Source organism: Subdoligranulum sp. DSM 23681, assembly GCF_057005535.1.
The window spans coordinates 829657-847080 of the sequence record NZ_CM168050.1 but is presented as its reverse complement, the minus strand read 5'-3'; the positions used below and the strand labels follow the sequence as shown (position 1 = coordinate 847080).

15 protein-coding genes are annotated in these 17424 nt (G+C 63.6%); 14 read left to right on the top strand and 1 reads right to left on the bottom strand.

The annotated features are described in order from the left end of the window. The first annotated feature begins 36 nt into the window (after positions 1 to 36). From ftsY to AC127K_RS03960, 12 genes are all read left to right on the top strand, one after another. Entirely contained in the window at positions 37 to 984 is a 948-nt protein-coding gene (gene ftsY / locus AC127K_RS04015; RefSeq protein WP_483721674.1) for a signal recognition particle-docking protein FtsY, read from the top strand. Then, positions 981 to 1613, top strand: coding sequence for an RdgB/HAM1 family non-canonical purine NTP pyrophosphatase (rdgB, locus tag AC127K_RS04010; RefSeq protein WP_483721673.1), 633 nt, complete (start codon positions 981 to 983; stop codon positions 1611 to 1613). Before ftsY ends, rdgB begins: the two co-directional genes overlap by 4 nt. Before the next feature lie 27 nt (positions 1614 to 1640). Further along, positions 1641 to 1952, top strand: a complete 312-nt coding sequence (locus AC127K_RS04005; RefSeq protein WP_294538957.1) for a YhbY family RNA-binding protein — start codon at positions 1641 to 1643, stop codon at positions 1950 to 1952. Between the two features lie 3 nt (positions 1953 to 1955). Further along, positions 1956 to 2576, top strand: coding sequence for a nicotinate (nicotinamide) nucleotide adenylyltransferase (nadD, locus tag AC127K_RS04000; RefSeq protein WP_483721672.1), 621 nt, complete (start codon positions 1956 to 1958; stop codon positions 2574 to 2576). A gap of 307 nt (positions 2577 to 2883) precedes the next feature. Further along, positions 2884 to 3459, top strand: a complete 576-nt coding sequence (gene yqeK / locus AC127K_RS03995) for a bis(5'-nucleosyl)-tetraphosphatase (symmetrical) YqeK (RefSeq protein ID WP_294538961.1) — start codon at positions 2884 to 2886, stop codon at positions 3457 to 3459. A gap of 72 nt (positions 3460 to 3531) precedes the next feature. Continuing rightward, entirely contained in the window at positions 3532 to 5529 is a 1998-nt protein-coding gene (locus AC127K_RS03990) for an LCP family protein (RefSeq protein WP_483721671.1), read from the top strand. Between the two features lie 34 nt (positions 5530 to 5563). After that, entirely contained in the window at positions 5564 to 5926 is a 363-nt protein-coding gene (gene rsfS / locus AC127K_RS03985; RefSeq protein ID WP_294538967.1) for a ribosome silencing factor, read from the top strand. Positions 5927 to 5961: 35 nt separating this feature from the next. After that, on the top strand, positions 5962 to 8499 hold the full coding sequence (leuS, locus tag AC127K_RS03980; protein WP_483721669.1) for a leucine--tRNA ligase: 2538 nt from the start codon (positions 5962 to 5964) through the stop codon (positions 8497 to 8499). A gap of 75 nt (positions 8500 to 8574) precedes the next feature. Further along, the gene (locus AC127K_RS03975; RefSeq protein ID WP_483721668.1) at positions 8575 to 10881 is read left to right on the top strand and encodes a hypothetical protein; all 2307 of its coding nucleotides are present in this window, start codon (positions 8575 to 8577) and stop codon (positions 10879 to 10881) included. Between the two features lie 4 nt (positions 10882 to 10885). Beyond that, entirely contained in the window at positions 10886 to 12463 is a 1578-nt protein-coding gene (locus AC127K_RS03970; RefSeq protein ID WP_483721667.1) for a glucosyltransferase domain-containing protein, read from the top strand. A gap of 70 nt (positions 12464 to 12533) precedes the next feature. Further along, positions 12534 to 13493: a glycosyltransferase family 2 protein gene (locus tag AC127K_RS03965; RefSeq protein ID WP_294538978.1), complete on the top strand. Its 960-nt coding sequence runs from the start codon at positions 12534 to 12536 to the stop codon at positions 13491 to 13493. A 22-nt stretch (positions 13494 to 13515) separates the two neighbouring features. Next, a complete protein-coding gene (locus AC127K_RS03960; protein WP_483721666.1) occupies positions 13516 to 14856 on the top strand; it encodes an MATE family efflux transporter in 1341 nt (446 codons plus the stop codon). A gap of 114 nt (positions 14857 to 14970) precedes the next feature. Here the strand turns inward: AC127K_RS03960 and fba are convergent, their stop codons facing one another. Continuing rightward, positions 14971 to 15834, bottom strand: a complete 864-nt coding sequence (gene fba / locus AC127K_RS03955; protein WP_204646767.1) for a class II fructose-1,6-bisphosphate aldolase — start codon at positions 15832 to 15834, stop codon at positions 14971 to 14973. 302 nt (positions 15835 to 16136) lie between these two features. Between fba and AC127K_RS03950 the strand changes: the two genes are divergently transcribed. Then, positions 16137 to 16358, top strand: a complete 222-nt coding sequence (locus tag AC127K_RS03950; RefSeq protein ID WP_294538984.1) for a hypothetical protein — start codon at positions 16137 to 16139, stop codon at positions 16356 to 16358. Between the two features lie 219 nt (positions 16359 to 16577). Beyond that, positions 16578 to 17369: a 23S rRNA (guanosine(2251)-2'-O)-methyltransferase RlmB gene (gene rlmB, locus AC127K_RS03945; protein WP_483721665.1), complete on the top strand. Its 792-nt coding sequence runs from the start codon at positions 16578 to 16580 to the stop codon at positions 17367 to 17369. Positions 17370 to 17424 lie beyond the last annotated feature (55 nt).

Here is a 17424-nt window from a genome sequence, read left to right as displayed (position 1 = left end):
GGTTTTCATCCTACATATCCCACGGAGGTGTGCCCTATGGGCCTGTTTGACAGTTTTAGAAAGAAAAAGCTGCAGGACGGCCTGGAAAAGACCCGCACCGGCTTTTTCCAGTCCATCGTCAACACCCTGACCAATTCCCAGATCGACGACGATCTGTACAACGACCTGGAAGAACAGCTGATCCTGGCAGATGTGGGCCCGTCCACCGCCGTGCGGCTGGTGGATGAGCTGCGGGACGTGGTGGAGCGTGACCACCTCAAGACCGGCGAGCAGGCCCTGAAGGCCCTGCGGGAGATCATCCGGCTGGAGATCTCTCCCCATGACGAGATGGACCTGACCGGTCACCCGGCGGTGGTCCTGGTCATCGGGGTCAACGGGGTGGGCAAAACCACCACCATCGCCAAGCTGGCCTACCTGTACAAGGACCTGGGCCACCGGGTCATGCTGGCGGCGGGGGATACCTTCCGCGCCGCGGCCAGCGAGCAGCTGGAAACCTGGGCCGAGCGGGCCGGGGTGCCCCTGGTCAAGGCCGGGGAGGGCGCCGACCCCGCCGCCGTCATCTTCGACGCGGTGCAGAGCGCCAACGCCCGGGGCTATGACATGGTCATTGCCGACACCGCCGGACGCCTGCACAACAAGAAGGGCCTGATGGACGAGCTTTCCAAGATCGCCCGCAGCGTCAAGAAGGCCAGCCCCGAAGCCAGCCTGGAAGTGCTGCTGGTGCTGGACGCCATCACCGGCCAGAACGCCATCAGCCAGGCCCAGGAATTCTGTCGGGCGGCGGGGGCCACCGGCGTGGTGCTCACCAAGCTGGACGGCACCCCCAAGGGCGGCTGCATCCTGGGCGTGCACGAAAAGCTGGGCCTGCCCATCCGCTTTGTGGGGGTGGGCGAGAAGATCGACGACCTGATCTTCTTCTCCGCCACTGATTTCTCCGAGGCCCTGCTGCCCGAACTGCCCAAGAAAGAGGAGGAACAGGCATGATCTTCTGCGCTGCCACCAACAACCAGGGCAAGCTCAAGGAGCTGCGCCGGATCCTGGAACGGGCCGGTCATACGGTGAAAAGCCTGCGGGAGCTGGGGGTCACCCTGGACCCGGAGGAAACCGGCACCACCTTTGCCGAAAATGCCCGCATCAAGGCGGAAGCTTTCTGCAAAGCCACCGGCCTTGCCACCGTGGCCGATGACTCCGGCCTGTGCGTGGACGCGCTGAACGGCGCTCCCGGGGTGTACAGCGCCCGCTATGCGGGGGTGCACGGGGACGACGACGCCAACAACCGGAAACTGCTTGATGCCATGAAGGATATCCCGGCGGACAAGCGGGCCGCCCGGTTTGTCTCCGCCGTCTGCCTCATGCTGCCCGACGGCCGGGAACTGACGGTGGAAGGGGAGTGCCCCGGCACCGTGGCCTTCGGCCTGACCGGGGAGAACGGTTTCGGCTATGATCCGCTTTTTGTCCCCGACTGCGTGGGCCTGCCCGACGGTTCCACCGCCCCCAACACCGCCCGGCGGTCCTACGCCGAACTGGCGGACGGGGAGAAGGACGCCATCAGCCACCGGGGGCGGGCCATGGAACGCCTGGAACAGGCGCTGCCCGCTTTCCTGGGGGAATAAACAACCAACACCGAAAGGATTTCTGATATGAAAACTCTGACCAGCAAACAGCGTGCGGCCCTGCGCGGCGCCGCCAACACTCTGGACCCCGTGTTCCAGGTGGGCAAAGGGGAGATCGGCCCCGCCATGATCGAAGCGGTGGGTAAGTGTCTGGCCGCCCGGGAACTCATCAAGGTGAAGGTGCTGGAAAACAGTGAATACTCCGCCAAGGAGGCTGCCGCCATCCTGGCCGAAGCCACCGGCGCCCAGTGCGTCCAGGTCATCGGCCGCAAGTTCGTGCTCTTCCTGCAGAAGGACAAGGACTCCGACTTTACCGCTCTGCTGGCCTCGGCCCGCTGACTGATGGAACCGGTGGGCAAGCTGCTTTTGTACGGCGGTACCTTTGACCCGCCGCACCAAGGGCATATGAACAATCTGCGGGCGGCCATGGAAGCGGTGCATCCGGACAAGGTCCTGGTCATGCCCGCGGGCATCCCGCCTCATAAAGCCGCCAGCGCCACCCCCGCCGAACTCCGTCTGGCCATGTGCCGCTGTTTTACCGCCGTGGACCCCCGGGTGGAGGTCAGCCGGTGGGAGATCGACCGGGAAGGGCGCAGCTACACCGTGCATACCCTGCAGATGCTGCGGGACACCAACCCGGGAACGGCCCTGTACCTGGCCCTGGGCAGTGACATGCTGCTCAGCTTTACAAGGTGGCACCGGTGGCAGGCCATCCTGGCCCTGGCCACCCTGGTGGTGCAGAGTCGGGCCGGGGGCGACAGCGCCGACCTGCACGCTGCCGCCGACGCTTTGCGCCCCTGCGGCGGGCGGGTACTCTTTGCCCACGCCGTGCCGGTGCCCTGCGCGTCCAGCCAGATTCGCGCCGGCACCCTGGATGACGACACCCTGCGGCAGGTTCTGCCCGCATCCGTGCGGGGCATCATCCGCCAGAACGGACTCTACGGCCTGGGGGACCGGGTGTAAAGCCCCGGCGCCTGCCTGCCGCCACAGCGTGTCGAGAGACTCGACACGCTGCAAAAAGGGGAACAGTCCCGCACGGCAATTGCCTGACGGGCCTATTCCCCCTTTTGAAATCCCCCTCGACAAAATTTTGCGGCAAACCGCGCACGCGTCGCTTTGCTCCTTGCACACAATTTGCCGCAAAATTTCCCTGTCGGTGTCTCCATCGTCGGCGCTGGTCCGCCGATGGAGACGGATTTGGATTTTTTTGACAGTCTGAGGCAGCCTGCCTGCCCCCAACCGAACTTTTTTGACAAAGAGGGAAGTATACATGACCTGTGAAGAAGCCCAGGAACTGGTAAAAGGCCGTTTGTCCCGCAAACGGTACAAGCACACCGTAAATGTAAAAAATAAGGCGGTGGAACTGGCCCGCCGCTACGGTGCGGACGAGGAAAAGGCCGCACTGGCGGCACTTTTGCATGACAGTGCGAAGGAATTGCCCCAAGAGGAAATGTTGCAGATTTTTTCCGACAATGCTATAATGGCTAAAAATGCCGCGTCCCGGCCCACGCCGGTCTGGCACGGCATTGCCGCCGCCATCCTGTGCGCCACCCAATGGGGCGTTACCGACCCGGAGATCCTTTCTGCCATCGAGTGTCATACCACCGGCAAAGCCGACATGACCCTGCTGGAAAAGATCATCTACATGGCGGACGCCACCAGCGCCGAGCGGGATTACCCCGGCGTGGACCGGCTGCGGCAGGAAGAGATGCAGGACCTGGATCTGGCTTTGCTGCACAGTCTGCAGCAGAGCATTGCCTTTGTGAAAAAGAAGGGCGGAAAACTGGACCCCCAGACCGTAGCGGCCTGTGAGGACCTGCAGGAACGCATCGCCCAAAAAGGATGAACATACCATATTCCCAAAAGGGATGCTCCGGCCCCGTCCGCCGCACCCCGCCACCAAAAAGGGAGGACGCCCATGAGCGAACCACGCAAACTGAACACCGGTGACGCCCAGCGCACGGTGTATCATGCCGGCGACGCACAGCGCACCATCCGCACCTCCGGCGCCGCCGCCTCTTCCAGCCAGCTGGAGGAAGCCCGCCGCCGCGCCCGCATGGCCGCTGCCGAAAGCAGCCGCCGCAGCCGCCAGTTTACGCCGGTACAGCCGGCCGATGTGCAGCGGTATCAGGCTGCCCGTCAGGCACAGAACGCGCAGACGGCCCCGCGCACCATCCATCAGCCGGTGCAGCACACGGCCCGCTATGCCCAGCAGCCTGCCGACCCCCGTCAGCAGGCCCAGCCCCAGCGCACCATTCACCGCGCCCAGCCGGCCCAGCCTGCGGCTCAGCCCCAGCGGCCGGTACAGCGTGCGGCCCAGCCCCAGTCCGGAGAAGAAAACCTGACCATGGCGCAGCGTCAGGCCATGGCCCTGCGCCGTCAGGCCGCCGCCAAGCAGGCGTCCGCCGGCGCCCGGGCCCAGGTGCAGCATCTGGACCTGCGTTCCGCCCAGGGCGAGCGCCCTGCCTATGATTTTGACGGCGACGCCGAGTTCGAGGCCCGTCAGGCCGCCCGGGCCGCCCAGCCGGCCGCCGCGGCCGAACAGCCGGCGGCCCGGGCATCCTCCCGCAGCACGTCCGGTTCCGCCCGCAGCGGTTCCGCCTCCTCCGCCTCCGGCCGCCGCAGCGGCGGCGCTTCCGCCGGCGGACAGCCCCCCAAGGGCCCCGGCAAGGGCCGCAAAGGTCGCGGCGATGACGGCAGCGGCAAAAAGGGCGGCAAGAAAAAGAAAAAGGGTACCTGGTGGAAGATCCTGCTGTCCACCCTGCTGGTGCTGGTGCTCATCTTCGGTGTCACCGTGGCCCTGATCATGAACGCCCTGCGCCCCGAAACCGGCGGCAACATCACCTTCAACCAGCTGCTGAACACCCCCAAGGAATTTGCTGGCAAGGAGATCAACATTCTGCTGGTGGGCATCGACCGTTCCACCGAGGACGGCTCCGGGGAAGACTCCCAGAGCAATGACGGCATGACCGACATGATCATGTGGATGCACTTCAACAATGAGACCGGCGAAGTGAAGATGCTGCAGATCCCCCGCAACATCTTCGTCACCACCGACGCCAGCTATTCCGGCAACTACCAGATCAACGCCATTGCCAAGACCCAGGGCTCCAAGGGCTACAACAACCTCAACGCCCTGTGCGAGGAGGTCAGCAAGGAGTTCCAGGTCTCCATCGACGGCTATGTGAGCATCCGGCTGGAAAAACTGGTGGAACTGGTGGATATCCTGGGCGGTGTGTACTGCTATATTCCCCAGGATATGTCCTACAAGGGCAGTGCCCTGGAACAGGGCTACCGCAACCTGGACGGCGCCGCGGCGGAATTCCTGCTGCGCAACCGTCACAGCTACGCCAACAGCGACCTGGGCCGTCTGAACACCCAGCGCTACTTCTACGCCGCCATGTTCGCCAAGCTGCGCTCCATGACCGCGTGGGATATCGCCAAGAACCTGCCCTTCTACCTGAGCATGGTGGATACCAGCCTGAGCATCTCCGACCTGATCAGTGTGGCGGTCAGCCTGATGAGCGTTTCCAGTGACAAGATCATGCTGGCCCAGGTGCCGGTGTATATGGGCGGCATCAGCTACAATAAAAACGACGTGGTCGTGGTGGCTCGCCAGGAAACCGCCGACCTGCTCAACACCTATTACCGTGAAAACACCGGTCCCGTGGATGCCAGCGAGCTCCAGGTGGTGGACAACGTGCTGGATGTCAGCGGCGTAGGAGCTTCCGACCCCAACGTGCAGTTCATGGCCGCCATCAACGAGCAGGTCAACGACGCTGCGCAGGAATCCGGCGTGGATACCAGCAGCGAGTATGTCTACGACACCCCGACCGAAGCTCCTGAAGGGGACGCTGCCTCCACAGAGGAAGGCACCGATTCCGCCGACTCCTCCAGCGAGGACCAGGCCGCCTGAGCGCCTGCATGCAAAATAAAAGGAGAACAGATTTATGGATAGCAAGACCCTGGCCATCGAACTGGCCCGCGCCCTGGACGCCAAAAAGGCGCTGAACATCCGCGTGCTCAAGGTCGAGGACCTGACCACCGTCACCGATTACTTCGTCATTGCCACCGGCACTTCCACCACCCATGTGGGCGCCCTGGCGGACGAGGCGGACTTTGCTCTGTCCCAGCAGGGGGTGCATCCTCTGCGCAGCGAAGGCCATGACGGCAAGCGCTGGGTGCTGCTGGACTACGGCACTGTCATCGTGCATGTGTTCACCAAGGAAGCCCATGATTATTACGACCTGGAACACCTTTGGGCCGACGCCGCCGAAATGCCCGCCGCCGAATGGATGAAACCGGCCGAATAAATACCATTTTGTAAAATAGTGGGGAGAGATCAACCGTGAAGTACGACTTCAAAGCTGTGGAAGCCAAATGGCAGAAGGTGTGGCAGGATGAACACACCTTCCACGCCGAGATCGACCATTCCAAGCCGAAATTCTATGCGCTGGTAGAGTTCCCGTATCCGTCCGCCGCCGGCCTGCATGTGGGGCATCCCCGCAGCTACACCGCCCTGGATATTGTGGCCCGCAAAAAGCGGCAGTGCGGGTACAACGTGCTGTATCCCATGGGCTGGGACGCTTTCGGCCTGCCCACCGAGAACTATGCCCTGAAGAACCACATCAACCCCGAGATCGTCACCGCCAAGAACGTGGCCCGCTTCAAGAGCCAGCTCCAGGCCCTGGGCCTGTCCTTTGACTGGGACCGTGAGATCAACACCACCGACCCCGAGTACTACAAGTGGACCCAGTGGATCTTCCTGCAGCTGTACAAGAAGGGTCTGGCCTACAAGAAGGAGACCAACGTCAACTACTGCACCGGCTGCAAGGTGGTCCTGGCCAACGAGGAAGTGGTCAACGGCGTGTGCGAGCGCTGCGGCAGCCCCGTGGTCCACAAGGTCAAGAGCCAGTGGATGCTGAAGATCACCGCCTATGCCGACCGCCTCATCGACGATCTGGACGGCCTGGACTTCATCGAGCGCGTCTCCACCCAGCAGAAGAACTGGATCGGCCGCAGCCACGGTGCCGAGATCAACTTTGATACCACTGCCGGTGATGTGCTCACCGTCTACACCACCCGCGCCGACACCCTGTTCGGCTGCACCTATATGGTCGTCTCCCCCGAGCACGCCTACCTGAAGAAGTGGATGGACGCGGGGCTCATCAAGAACCCCGACGAGATCACCGCCTACCAGCAGGAAGCCGCCCGCAAGTCCGAGTTCGAGCGCACCGAGCTGAACAAGGAAAAGACCGGCGTGCGCATCCAGGGCGTGGAGGCGGTCAACCCGGTGAACGGCCAGACCGTGCCCATCTTTATCTCCGACTACGTCCTGGCCACCTACGGCACCGGCGCCATCATGGCCGTGCCTGCCCACGATACCCGTGACTGGGAGTTCGCCAGGAAGTTCGGTCTGCCCATCGTGGAGGTCGTCCGCGGCACCACCCCGGCCAACCTGGACGAGGGTGCCTTCACCGACGTGGCCACCGGCACCCTGGTCAACTCCGGTTTCCTCACCGGCCTGTCGGTGGAGGATGCCAAGAACAAGATGTACGCCTGGCTGGAAGAGAACGGCAAGGGCTGCAAGAAGGTCAACTTCAAGCTCCGCGACTGGGTCTTCAGCCGTCAGCGGTACTGGGGCGAACCCATCCCCATGGTCTACTGCGAAAAGTGCGGCTGGCAGCCCCTGCCCGAAAGCGAGCTGCCCCTGCGCCTGCCCGAGATCAAGGACTTTGAACCGGGCGAAAACGGCGAAAGCCCCCTGGCCCGCCACACCGAATGGGTGAACACCACCTGCCCGTGCTGCGGCGGCCCCGCCAAGCGGGAGACCGATACCATGCCCCAGTGGGCCGGTTCCAGCTGGTACTTCCTGCGCTACATGGATCCCCACAACAAGGATGCCATCGCCAGCAAGGAAGCCCTGGAATACTGGAGCCCGGTGGACTGGTACAACGGCGGCATGGAGCACACCACCCTGCACCTGCTGTACAGCCGTTTCTGGCACAAATTCCTGTATGATATCGGCGTGGTCCCCACCAAGGAACCCTACGCCAAGCGCACCTCCCACGGCATGATCCTGGGTCTCAACCCCCACAGCTTTGTGAACCTGCCCGCCGAAGAACAGCGCAAGCTGGTGGCGGAGTTCGGCTCCGAGAAGGCTGCCCGGGAACACCTGGTGGAACAGTACGGCGAAATGGCCGAACACCCGGTGGTCAAGATGTCCAAGAGCCTGGGCAACGTGGTCAACCCTGACGACGTGGTGGACGAGTACGGCGCCGATACCCTGCGCCTGTACGAGATGTTCATCGGCGACTTTGAGAAGGCCGCGCCCTGGAACACCTCCTCCATCAAGGGCTGCAAGCGTTTCCTGGACCGCATCTGGGCCATGGGGGACAAGCTGGTGGAGGGCGGCGTGCGCCCCGAACTGGAATCCCTGATGCACCGCACCATCAAGAAGGTGGGCGAGGACATCGACAGCCTGAAGGCCAACACCGCCATCGCCCAGCTGATGATCTACGTCAACGCCCTGTCCGATGCCGGCGGCGCCACCCGTCCCGAGTACGAGGTGCTGCTGCAGCTGCTCAACCCCTTCGCCCCGCATATGACCGAGGAACTGTGGGAGCAGATGGGCCACGAAGACCGTCTGGCCTACCACCCCTGGCCCAAGTACGACGAGGCCAAGTGCACCGAGCAGACTATCGAGATCGCGGTGCAGGTCAACGGCAAGATCAAGGCCCGCATCAAGGTTCCCGCCGGTGTGGAAGCCGCCGATGCCATCGCCGCCGCCAAGGCGGAGCCCGCCGTGACCGAAGCCCTGGCCGGCAAGACGCTGGTCAAGGAGATCTACGTCAAGGGCAAGCTGGTCAATCTGGCCGCGAAATAAAACACGGAGCCCCCGCAGCCACGGGGGCTCTTTTCGCATATCATGGCAAATATCCCGTTGAAGGAGAGAAGTATATTGATGCGGCAAAACCTGCGCGCGGCCCTGCAGAAGCGGCTGCCGCGCCATTGGCTGGTGTGGGCGGTCATCCTCATCGAAGCGGTCTTTCTGGTGGGCGGCTTTGTGCAGGACCGGGCGGTGCGGGGCACCACCACCCTGCTCAGCGACAGCATGGGGGACATGCTGGACCACGGCATCACCCATACCACCCAGGGCACCGAGGTGGAGGCGGGGCTTTCGGGGGAAGTGCTGGCCACCCGCTGGCTGGAACTGGAACCGGGCATGTACAACGTCACCGTGGCCTACCTGGGCGGCGGGGACGATGTGACCTGCTATTTCTACAAATCCACCGCCCAGGCCGATACCGTTACCCTGCGGGAAGGCATGCGGGCGGTGACCTTCCAGGCACTGGTGCCCAGCGACCAGCAGCAGGCCACCCTGCGCATCGCCACCGGCGGCAGCGGCTTTACCCTGGAAAGCATCGTCATTTCCTACAGTCAGGCCTATTCCTGGTACAATCTGCTCTGCCGGCTGGTATTTTTCGCAGCGGCGGACCTGATCTGGCTGCTCTGGTCCGGGCGCCTGGTGCTCCCCGGCGGACCCCGGGCTTCGGTCACGGCCCTGGGCCTGGGCGGGGCGGCCCTCATTGCCTCCCTGCCGCTGCTCACCGGCGGGCTCATCCCCGGGCATGACCTGCAGTTCCACCTCAACCGCATCGAAGGTCTGGCCCAGGGCATTGCCGCCGGACAGCTGCCGGTGCGCATCCAGCCCTTCTGGCTGGACGGCCGGGGGTATGCGGTGTCGGTCTTTTACGGGGAACTGCTCCTCTACTTCCCGGCGCTGCTGCGCTTCTTCGGGGTGACGGTGCAGGGAGCCTACAAGGTGTATGTGGTGGCGGTGAATATGGGCACCGCCCTGGTCAGCTGGTTCTGCCTGCGCCGGATGCTCAAAAATCACTGGGCCGCCCTTTTCGGCAGCGTGCTGTACACCCTGTCCATCTACCGCATCATCAACATCTATCTGCGGGGGGCCGTGGGGGAATACACCGCCATGCTCTTCCTGCCCCTGGTATTTTACGGGCTGTGGAAGATCTTCACCCAGCCGGACGGCGCCAAAGCCGCCCCCCTTGTCTGGCTGCCGGCGGTCATCGGCTTTACCGGCCTGATCCAGACCCATCTGCTCAGCTGTGAGATCGTGGGCATGCTCACCCTGGGCAGCTGTGTGGTGCTGCTGCGCCGGACCCTGCGCAGAAACACCTTCTTCCCGCTGTGCAAGGTGGTGGGCATCACCGCCCTGCTCAACCTGTGGTTCCTGCTGCCCCTGTTCGATTACATGCGGGGGAATCTGGTCATCACCACCCAGGAAAGCTCCGGCCCCCACAACACCGCCGCCTTCCTGGGCCAGATGCTGGGCCTTTCCTTCAGCGGCGTGGCCGAGCGGTACAACCTGGGCCTGGACCAGGGTACTTATGAGGAGATGGCCATCGGCCTGGGCCTGACCCTGCTGCTGGCGGCGGGTCTTTTCGTGCTGGTCACCGCCATGGGCCGGGGCGACCGGAAAAATCCCGTCTGGCGCCTGGGCAGCTTCGGACTGTGGGCAGGCCTGATCTGTCTGGTCCTGGCCAGCGACATCTTCCCCTGGGACAACCTGTACAACCTGAACCCGGTCCTGGGCAAGCTGGTGGCCATGGTGCAGTATGTCTGGCGGTTCCTCAGTCCGGCCACCTGGTTCTGGGCCCTGGCGGGGGCCTGTGCCCTCTGCCTGCTGGCTGACCGGCCGGACCTGCGCAATCTTTCGGCGGGGGTGCTGCTGGTGCTCACCCTCTTCAGCTGGGGCGGCTTTGTGCAGACCGCCCTCACCGACAACGAGACCTTGTTCTGCTACAGCGCCGCAGCCCTGGATTCCTGTGACGCCGGGGCAGGGGAGTACCTGCCTGCCGGCACCGAAAAAACCGACTTCGGCGGTCCCCGGACCATCGAGGCCGACGGGGTGACGCTCACCGACAGCTCCCTCAGCGGCCTGACCGCCACCTTCACCTGCCAGAGTACCGACGGGGGCACCGTCACCGTGCCCATCCTGTACTATCCCTACTATCAGGCCGGAGATGAGGCGGGCAATGCCCTGACCGTGACCCAGGACCCGGAGAGCAAGATGGTCCGGGTGGATGTCCCGGCGGGATACAGCGGCACCATCCGGGTGTCCTATGCCGAACCCTGGTTCTGGCGCGCCGCCGAGGCCGTCAGTCTGCTGACCCTGGCGGGCCTGATCGCCCTGGGCGCATACCGCCGCAAAAACACCCGGACCCCCGTTCCGGCCAAAGGATAAAAGGATGAAACAGACACAACACAATCCGGTTTGGTCCAACCTGGCCGCCCTGGCCCGCCGTCCGCTTTTGTGGGCGGTGCTGGCGGCGTTGGCCGTTCTGGGCTATGGCTACGCCATGGCCGTGCCCGCCGTGGACATGGACGATCTGGCCATTGCCACCTACCAGCAGGGCGGGGAATTCCTGCGCCAGGGGCGGTTCACCGTCTGGCTGCTCCAGGCGGCCACCGGCATCATGACCTACCAGAGATTCTGGCCGGAATTCTTCTTTGCCCTCTGCCTGCTCCTGGCCGGGGTGCTGCTGGCGGCCCTGGTATACACGGCTTCCGGCCGGCAGCCGGCTCTGCCCGGAGCGCTTCTTCTGGCGGGCGGGCTACTCCTCTGGCCTTATCATGGGGAGATCCTCATGTACTCCAACCAGTGCGGGGTGGGGCTGGGGTATCTGCTCTGCGTGCTGGGGGCCTGCCTGGTCTGGCCGGGGATGGCGGCAGGCTGGCGCCGCGGCCTGTCCGGCGGGGCGGGTGCCGCGCTCTGCCTGATGTTTGCCCTGGGACTGTATGAGTCCTTCGCCCCGGTCTGGCTCACCCTGGTGTTCCTGTTGCTGCTGGTGGCCCCGCCCCGGTCCCTGCGGGCCGGTCTGGGCATGGCTCTGCGGGGACTGTGGCCCCTGGCTGCCGCCCTGGTGCTGCGCAGCGGCATGGCCGCGGCCCTGCGTGCCCTGATGGGGGTGAGCGGGGAAAACGGCAGCGCCTCCAAGACCATCTTCTGGTTCCGGCGGGACAGCGTGCGGGATGCTATCCTCATCCCTGTGCGGGAATTCCTGACCAAATACGGGGCCGAGGCGCTGGCCGTGCCGGCGTTGGGACTGCTGCTGCTGGCCTGTCTGGCCCTGGTGGCGTGGGCTTTGCCCCGCCGCGGCCGCCGGCTGTGGGCGCTGTGCCTGCTGCTCTCCCAGTTTTCCCTGGGACTTTTGCAGGGCACTGGCTCCCAGATGGCCCGGGCCTGCCAGTGCTTTGCGGTGTTTGTGCCCTTTGTGGTCTGGCTGTGGCTGGGCAAAGCCCTGGACAGCCGCCGCAGCCTGCCCCTGGCCGCCCTGTGCTCTCTGCTGGCTGTGGCCCTGCTGGGCACCGAGGCCTGGGCACTGACCGATGACCTGCGCTTTGACCGGGACCGCTGGCAGTATGAAAAGGCCCTTCTGGAACAGACCGCCGCCGATCTGGCGGCTCTGGACCCGACGGGCACTGTGCCGGTGGTCTTTACGGGAGAGGTGGAACTCTCCCCCGAGCTGGAAGCCCGGGCGGAGATCCCGGCGGGCAGCCCCGCCTACACGGCGGCGTGGGTCATTGCCACGGCGCTGGATGGGCCCCAGGGGGTTCTGTACCGGTACGAAAACCCCCAGACCCTGGTCATCAACTGGGCCCAGACGGCCTTCGGCAGCCATGAACAGATGTACCTGCTCATGGAGGAGCTGGGTCATGTGTATCCCCGTCCCACCGGCGAACAGCAGGCGGCGGGGGACGCCCTGGCCGAAACGATGCCCGCCGGTGTCACCAGGCAGGACGGCTATCTGCTGGTCTGCTTCTGACCCGTTGCGAAGCGCTGCACACTGCTGTATAATAAGAGAAAGTTTTCTGCCCGAAAGGTGGTTCACCCCTATGCTGATCTCCCTCGTTGTGCCCAGTTACAATGAAGAGGAAGCCATGCCGCTGTTCTATCAGGAGGCGTCCCGCGTGGCGGCCGAAATGAAAACCAGCCACGGCGCCGATTTTGAATTTATCTTTGTGGATGACGGGTCCAGGGACGGCACCCTGCGTGTGGCCCGGGAACTGCATGACCGGGACCCCCGGGTGCGGTATGTCTCCTTCAGCCGCAACTTCGGCAAGGAATCCGCCATTTATGCGGGCCTGAAGGCGGCCAGAGGGGACTATGTGGCCACCCTGGACGCCGACCTGCAGGACCCGCCCGCCCTGCTGCCCCAGATGCTGGACGCCCTGCTCACCGGGGATTTTGACTGTGCCGCCACCCGCCGCACCACCCGCAAGGGGGAACCCCCGGTGCGCAGCTGGTTTGCCCGCAAGTTCTACCAGATCATCAACCGCCTCAGCGACACCGAGATCGTGGACGGCGCCCGGGATTACCGGCTCATGAGCCGGAAGATGGTGGATGCGGTGCTCTCCATGGCGGAGTACAACCGGTTCAGCAAGGGCATCTTCAGCTGGGTGGGCTTCAAGACCAAGTGGTTTGATTACGAAAACATCGAGCGTGTGGCCGGCCAGACCAAATGGAATTTCTGGGGCCTGTTCAAGTATTCCATCGAAGGGATCGTGGGCTTCTCCACCGCGCCGCTGGTCATTGCGGCGGGCGCCGGTGTGATTTTCTGTCTGGCGGCCTTTGTGGGCATCATTTTTGTGGTGGTGCGGGCGCTGGTCTTCGGCGATCCCACCTCCGGCTGGCCCAGCATGGTCTGCATCATGCTGCTGTGCAGCGGCGTGCAGCTGTTCTGCCTGGGTATCGTGGGCGAATACCTGGCCAAGACCTACCTGGAAGTAAAACATCGCCCCATCTACATTGAGCGTGAGACCGAAGCGGACCGCGACGCCCGCCGTTGCCAATAAAACAGGGCAGGGGGGTCTGTTTATGAATGATATGACCCGGGGCAGTGCGTACCGTCATCTGTGGCAGTATGCACTGCCCTTGATGTTGGGCAACTGGTTCCAGCTGGCCTACAACGCGGCGGATTCCATCATTGTGGGACAGTTCATCGGCAAGGATGCCCTGGCGGCGGAAGGCGCTGCCGCCCCGGTGATGAATCTGGTGATCCTGGCCATTTCCGGGGTGACCATCGGCGCCGGGGTGCTCATGAGTGAATTCTTCGGTGCCCGGGACGGGGAACAGCTGCGCAGGGAACTGGCCACCACCCTTCTTGCCGGGGCATGTTTTTCCCTGGCGGTGGCGGTGCTGGGCATCCTGTTCACCCCGCAGATCCTGCGCTGGCAGGCGGTTCCCGACGATATCTTTGCCATCACGGTGGTCTACCTGCGTATCACCTTTGTGGGGGCGCCCTTCACCTGCTTCTACAACGCGCTGGCCGCCGGCCTCAAGAGTGTGGGGGATGCCAAAACGCCCCTGCGCTTCCTGATTTTTTCTTCTGTGCTCAATGTGATGTTGGATCTGGTCCTCATCGGGGCGCTGGATTTCGGCATTGCCTGTTCGGCGGCCACCACTGTCTTTGCCCAGGGGGTCAGCGCCCTGCTGGCGGCGGTGTACCTGGTGCGGCGTCTGCCGGAACTCTGTCCCCGGCGGGAAGAGTGGCGGATCGACCGCTCGCTGTTGGGCCGGACCATGCGCTATGGCAGCGTCACCGCCCTGCAGCAGGCCTGCCAGCCCATCGGCAAGGTGCTGATCCAGGGCCAGGTGAACCTGCTGGGCGTGGATGTGATGGCCGCGTACAACGCCGTCACCCGCATGGATGATTTTGCCTGTATCCCGGAACAGAGCGTGGCCCAGGGGATCACCACCTTCATTGCCCAGAACCGGGGTGCCCGCCGGTATGACCGCATCCGGGCCGGGTTCCGGGCCGGACTGCTCATGGAGTTCGGGTACTGGATTCTGATCGGCAGTATCACGGCCCTTTTCCGTACGCCCATTGTCTCCCTGTTCGTGTCAGGGGAAGGGGCGGAGCAGGTCACGGCCCTGGGCAGCCGGTATCTGGCCGCCATGGCGGTGTTCTACATCCTGCCCGCCTTTACCAACGGGTTCCAGGGATACTACCGGGGCATGGGCCGGATGGGTATCACCCTGGCCGGTACCCTGACCCAGACCTCCCTGCGGGTGGTGTTCACCGTGCTGCTGGCCCCCCGGATGGGGATTTACGGCATCGCCTTTGCCTGCGCGGGCGGCTGGATCGTCATGCTGCTGTTTGAGATCCCCCTGTATTTTCTGCGCATGCGCGGACGGGAAGGCGAGGCCGCGGCCTGATTTTCTTCCCCAAAAAACAAAAACCGGAAGGTGTACCACCTTCCGGTTTTTTGCATCAAAAAGCGGGTCCGCCGCTGTGGACGGACCCGCCTGCTGTTTCTTGAAAGGAAAAAATCAGGCCTTGTTGGCAGAGCCGAACAGCTCGATCTTCTCGCGCACGGTGGCCTTGATGGCCTCGGCGCCGGGAGCCAGCAGCTTGCGGGGGTCAAAGCCCTTGCCCTGCAGATCCTTGCCCGCTTCGATGTACTTGCGGGTGGCATCGGCGAAGCTCAGCTGGCATTCGGTGTTGACGTTGATCTTGGAAACGCCCAGGGTGATGGCCTTGCGGATCATATCAGCCGGGATGCCCGTGCCGCCGTGCAGGACCAGAGGAATGTTGTCGGTGGCCTGATGGATCTTGTCCAGAGCCTCAAAGTCCAGGCCCTTCCAGTTGGCGGGATACTTGCCGTGGATGTTGCCGATGCCGGCAGCCAGGAAGTCGATGCCCAGGGCAGCGATCTTGGCGCACTCAGCGGGATCGGCCACTTCGCCGGCGCCGATGACGCCGTCTTCCTCGCCGCCGATGGAGCCGACCTCAGCCTCGATGGACAGGCCGTGGTCATGGGCCAGAGCCACCAGCTCGGTGGTCTTGGCAACGTTCTCATCGATGGGATAATGGCTGCCGTCGAACATGATGGAGGTGAAGCCGGCGGCCACGCAGGCCTTGGCGCCCTCGTAGGTGCCGTGGTCCAGATGCAGGGCCACGGGAACGGTGATGCCCAGGCTCTCATCCATGGCGCGGACCATGGCGGCCACGGTCTTGAAACCGGTCATATACTTGCCGGCGCCCTCGGAAACACCGAGGATGACGGGGCTGTTCATCTCCTGCGCGGTCAGCAGGATGCTCTTGGTCCATTCCAGGTTGTTGATGTTGAACTGACCGACGGCGTAATGGCCATCGCGTGCTTTCAGCAGCATATTGGTTGCGTTTACCAGCATAGTGAAGATACCTCCCAATGTTCTTCTGTTTCCGTTGCAGGAAAAATCCGCGTGGGGCCGTGCGCCCCGCGCGTCACCAGGGTATAGCTTCATTATAGCCTGACATTGACAAAAAAGCAACAAAAATATTTTGCTTCTTCCAGACAGGACTATTTTGACGATGTACAGATGATTTCAGATGATTTGACCATGGGCGGCGGGCAACCGTTCCCGGTGTGCGGACGCGGCGGCACGGCGGGAAAAAAAGGCGGTGCTCCGGGGTTGTGCGGGCATGCAGGGGCCGGGATGAACTTTTCACCCCGATGGATGTGGAAAACCCGGAGCCTGGAAATCCTTGGGCATTTTGTGGGAATTTCGGAGGGTTTTGGCAGGAAAATCAGAACTTTGCCAACTTGACACGAGGGTTTATCCGAACTGTTATGTGGAAAAATTTTCAACAGGCTGTGGAAAACATCCTTCCATTTGGTGGAAAAATCGCATGGTGGGCGGGTTTTCCACACTTTCAACAGGGTTTTCAACAATGAACTCCGGCCGTTGTGGAATTACGGTTTGTATAAAGCGCGGCGCAGCGCAAAACCTCCCTGGCGAAAAAGCAAAAAATCTGCACTTTTGACGCGGGTTTGCAGGTGACAAAGGCTTCCGGTTTGTGGTATACTATAATCCGTATAATTGTCGCCTGGTCCGGGGACCGGCGGCACAGAATTTCACGGGGGCGGCCATGCCGCCCCGCCGGAGGAACCAGAATGAACAAACCGGAACGCCCGGACAGCCGGGTCAACCCGTCCGATACCCCCGACACCCTCGTCTGGGGCAAAAATCCCGTCACCGAACTGCTGCGCGCCGGCACCGGGGTGGATACCCTGCTGCTGGCGGACAGCCTGGACCCGCGGACCGTGTCCTATTTCACCGCCTTGGGAAAACAGGCGGGGGCCGTCATCAAGCGGGTGCCCTCGGGCAAGCTGCAGAAGCTCTGCGGCACCCCCGATCATCAGGGCATCGCGGCCTGGGCCGCCCGCATCCAGTATGCGGAGCTGGAAGACCTTCTGGATGCCGCAGCCGCCAAGGGCGAACCGCCCTTCCTGGTCCTGTGCGACGGCATTGAGGATCCCCACAACCTGGGCGCCATCCTGCGCTCGGCCCTGCTGTGCGGGGCCCACGGGGTGGTCATTCCCCGCCGCGGCGGGGTGGGCGTGACCGGTACGGTGATGAAGGCCAGTGCCGGGGCAGCCGCCCGCATTCCGGTGGCCCGGGTGCCCAATCTGGCCCAGGCCATCCGCACCCTGAAGGAGCGGGGCGTTTTTGTCTACTGCGCCGATCTGGGGGGCGAATCCCCCGCCCGCACCGACCTTACCGGATCGGTGGCCCTGGTCATGGGCAGCGAAGGCAGCGGTCCTTCGGCGCTGACTCGAAAATTGTGTGACGGTGTCGTCACATTGGATATGGCCGCAGGGGACTGCGGCGTGGACAGCTACAACGTTTCGGTAGCCGCCGGAATCCTTTTGTATCACATCATGCAGTGCCGCCGCGGGCACTGAGCACCGGACGCCGGTGCCGTCGCCCGCGCTGCGGGCAGGGAAAAAGGGGAGAAGG

Excerpts from the sequence above, each read along its gene's own strand:
- rsfS (WP_294538967.1), top strand. The coding sequence starts at position 5,564 with ATGGATAGCAAGACCCTGGCCATCGAACTGGCCCGCGCCCTGGACGCC.
- ftsY (WP_483721674.1), top strand. The coding sequence starts at position 37 with ATGGGCCTGTTTGACAGTTTTAGAAAGAAAAAGCTGCAGGACGGCCTG.
- AC127K_RS03990 (WP_483721671.1), top strand. The coding sequence starts at position 3,532 with ATGAGCGAACCACGCAAACTGAACACCGGTGACGCCCAGCGCACGGTG.
- rdgB (WP_483721673.1), top strand. The coding sequence starts at position 981 with ATGATCTTCTGCGCTGCCACCAACAACCAGGGCAAGCTCAAGGAGCTG.
- nadD (WP_483721672.1), top strand. The coding sequence starts at position 1,956 with ATGGAACCGGTGGGCAAGCTGCTTTTGTACGGCGGTACCTTTGACCCG.
- fba (WP_204646767.1), bottom strand. The coding sequence starts at position 15,834 with ATGCTGGTAAACGCAACCAATATGCTGCTGAAAGCACGCGATGGCCAT.
- rlmB (WP_483721665.1), top strand. The coding sequence starts at position 16,578 with ATGAACAAACCGGAACGCCCGGACAGCCGGGTCAACCCGTCCGATACC.
- AC127K_RS03960 (WP_483721666.1), top strand. The coding sequence starts at position 13,516 with ATGAATGATATGACCCGGGGCAGTGCGTACCGTCATCTGTGGCAGTAT.
- yqeK (WP_294538961.1), top strand. The coding sequence starts at position 2,884 with ATGACCTGTGAAGAAGCCCAGGAACTGGTAAAAGGCCGTTTGTCCCGC.
- AC127K_RS04005 (WP_294538957.1), top strand. The coding sequence starts at position 1,641 with ATGAAAACTCTGACCAGCAAACAGCGTGCGGCCCTGCGCGGCGCCGCC.
- AC127K_RS03950 (WP_294538984.1), top strand. The coding sequence starts at position 16,137 with ATGGATGTGGAAAACCCGGAGCCTGGAAATCCTTGGGCATTTTGTGGG.
- AC127K_RS03970 (WP_483721667.1), top strand. The coding sequence starts at position 10,886 with ATGAAACAGACACAACACAATCCGGTTTGGTCCAACCTGGCCGCCCTG.
- AC127K_RS03965 (WP_294538978.1), top strand. The coding sequence starts at position 12,534 with ATGCTGATCTCCCTCGTTGTGCCCAGTTACAATGAAGAGGAAGCCATG.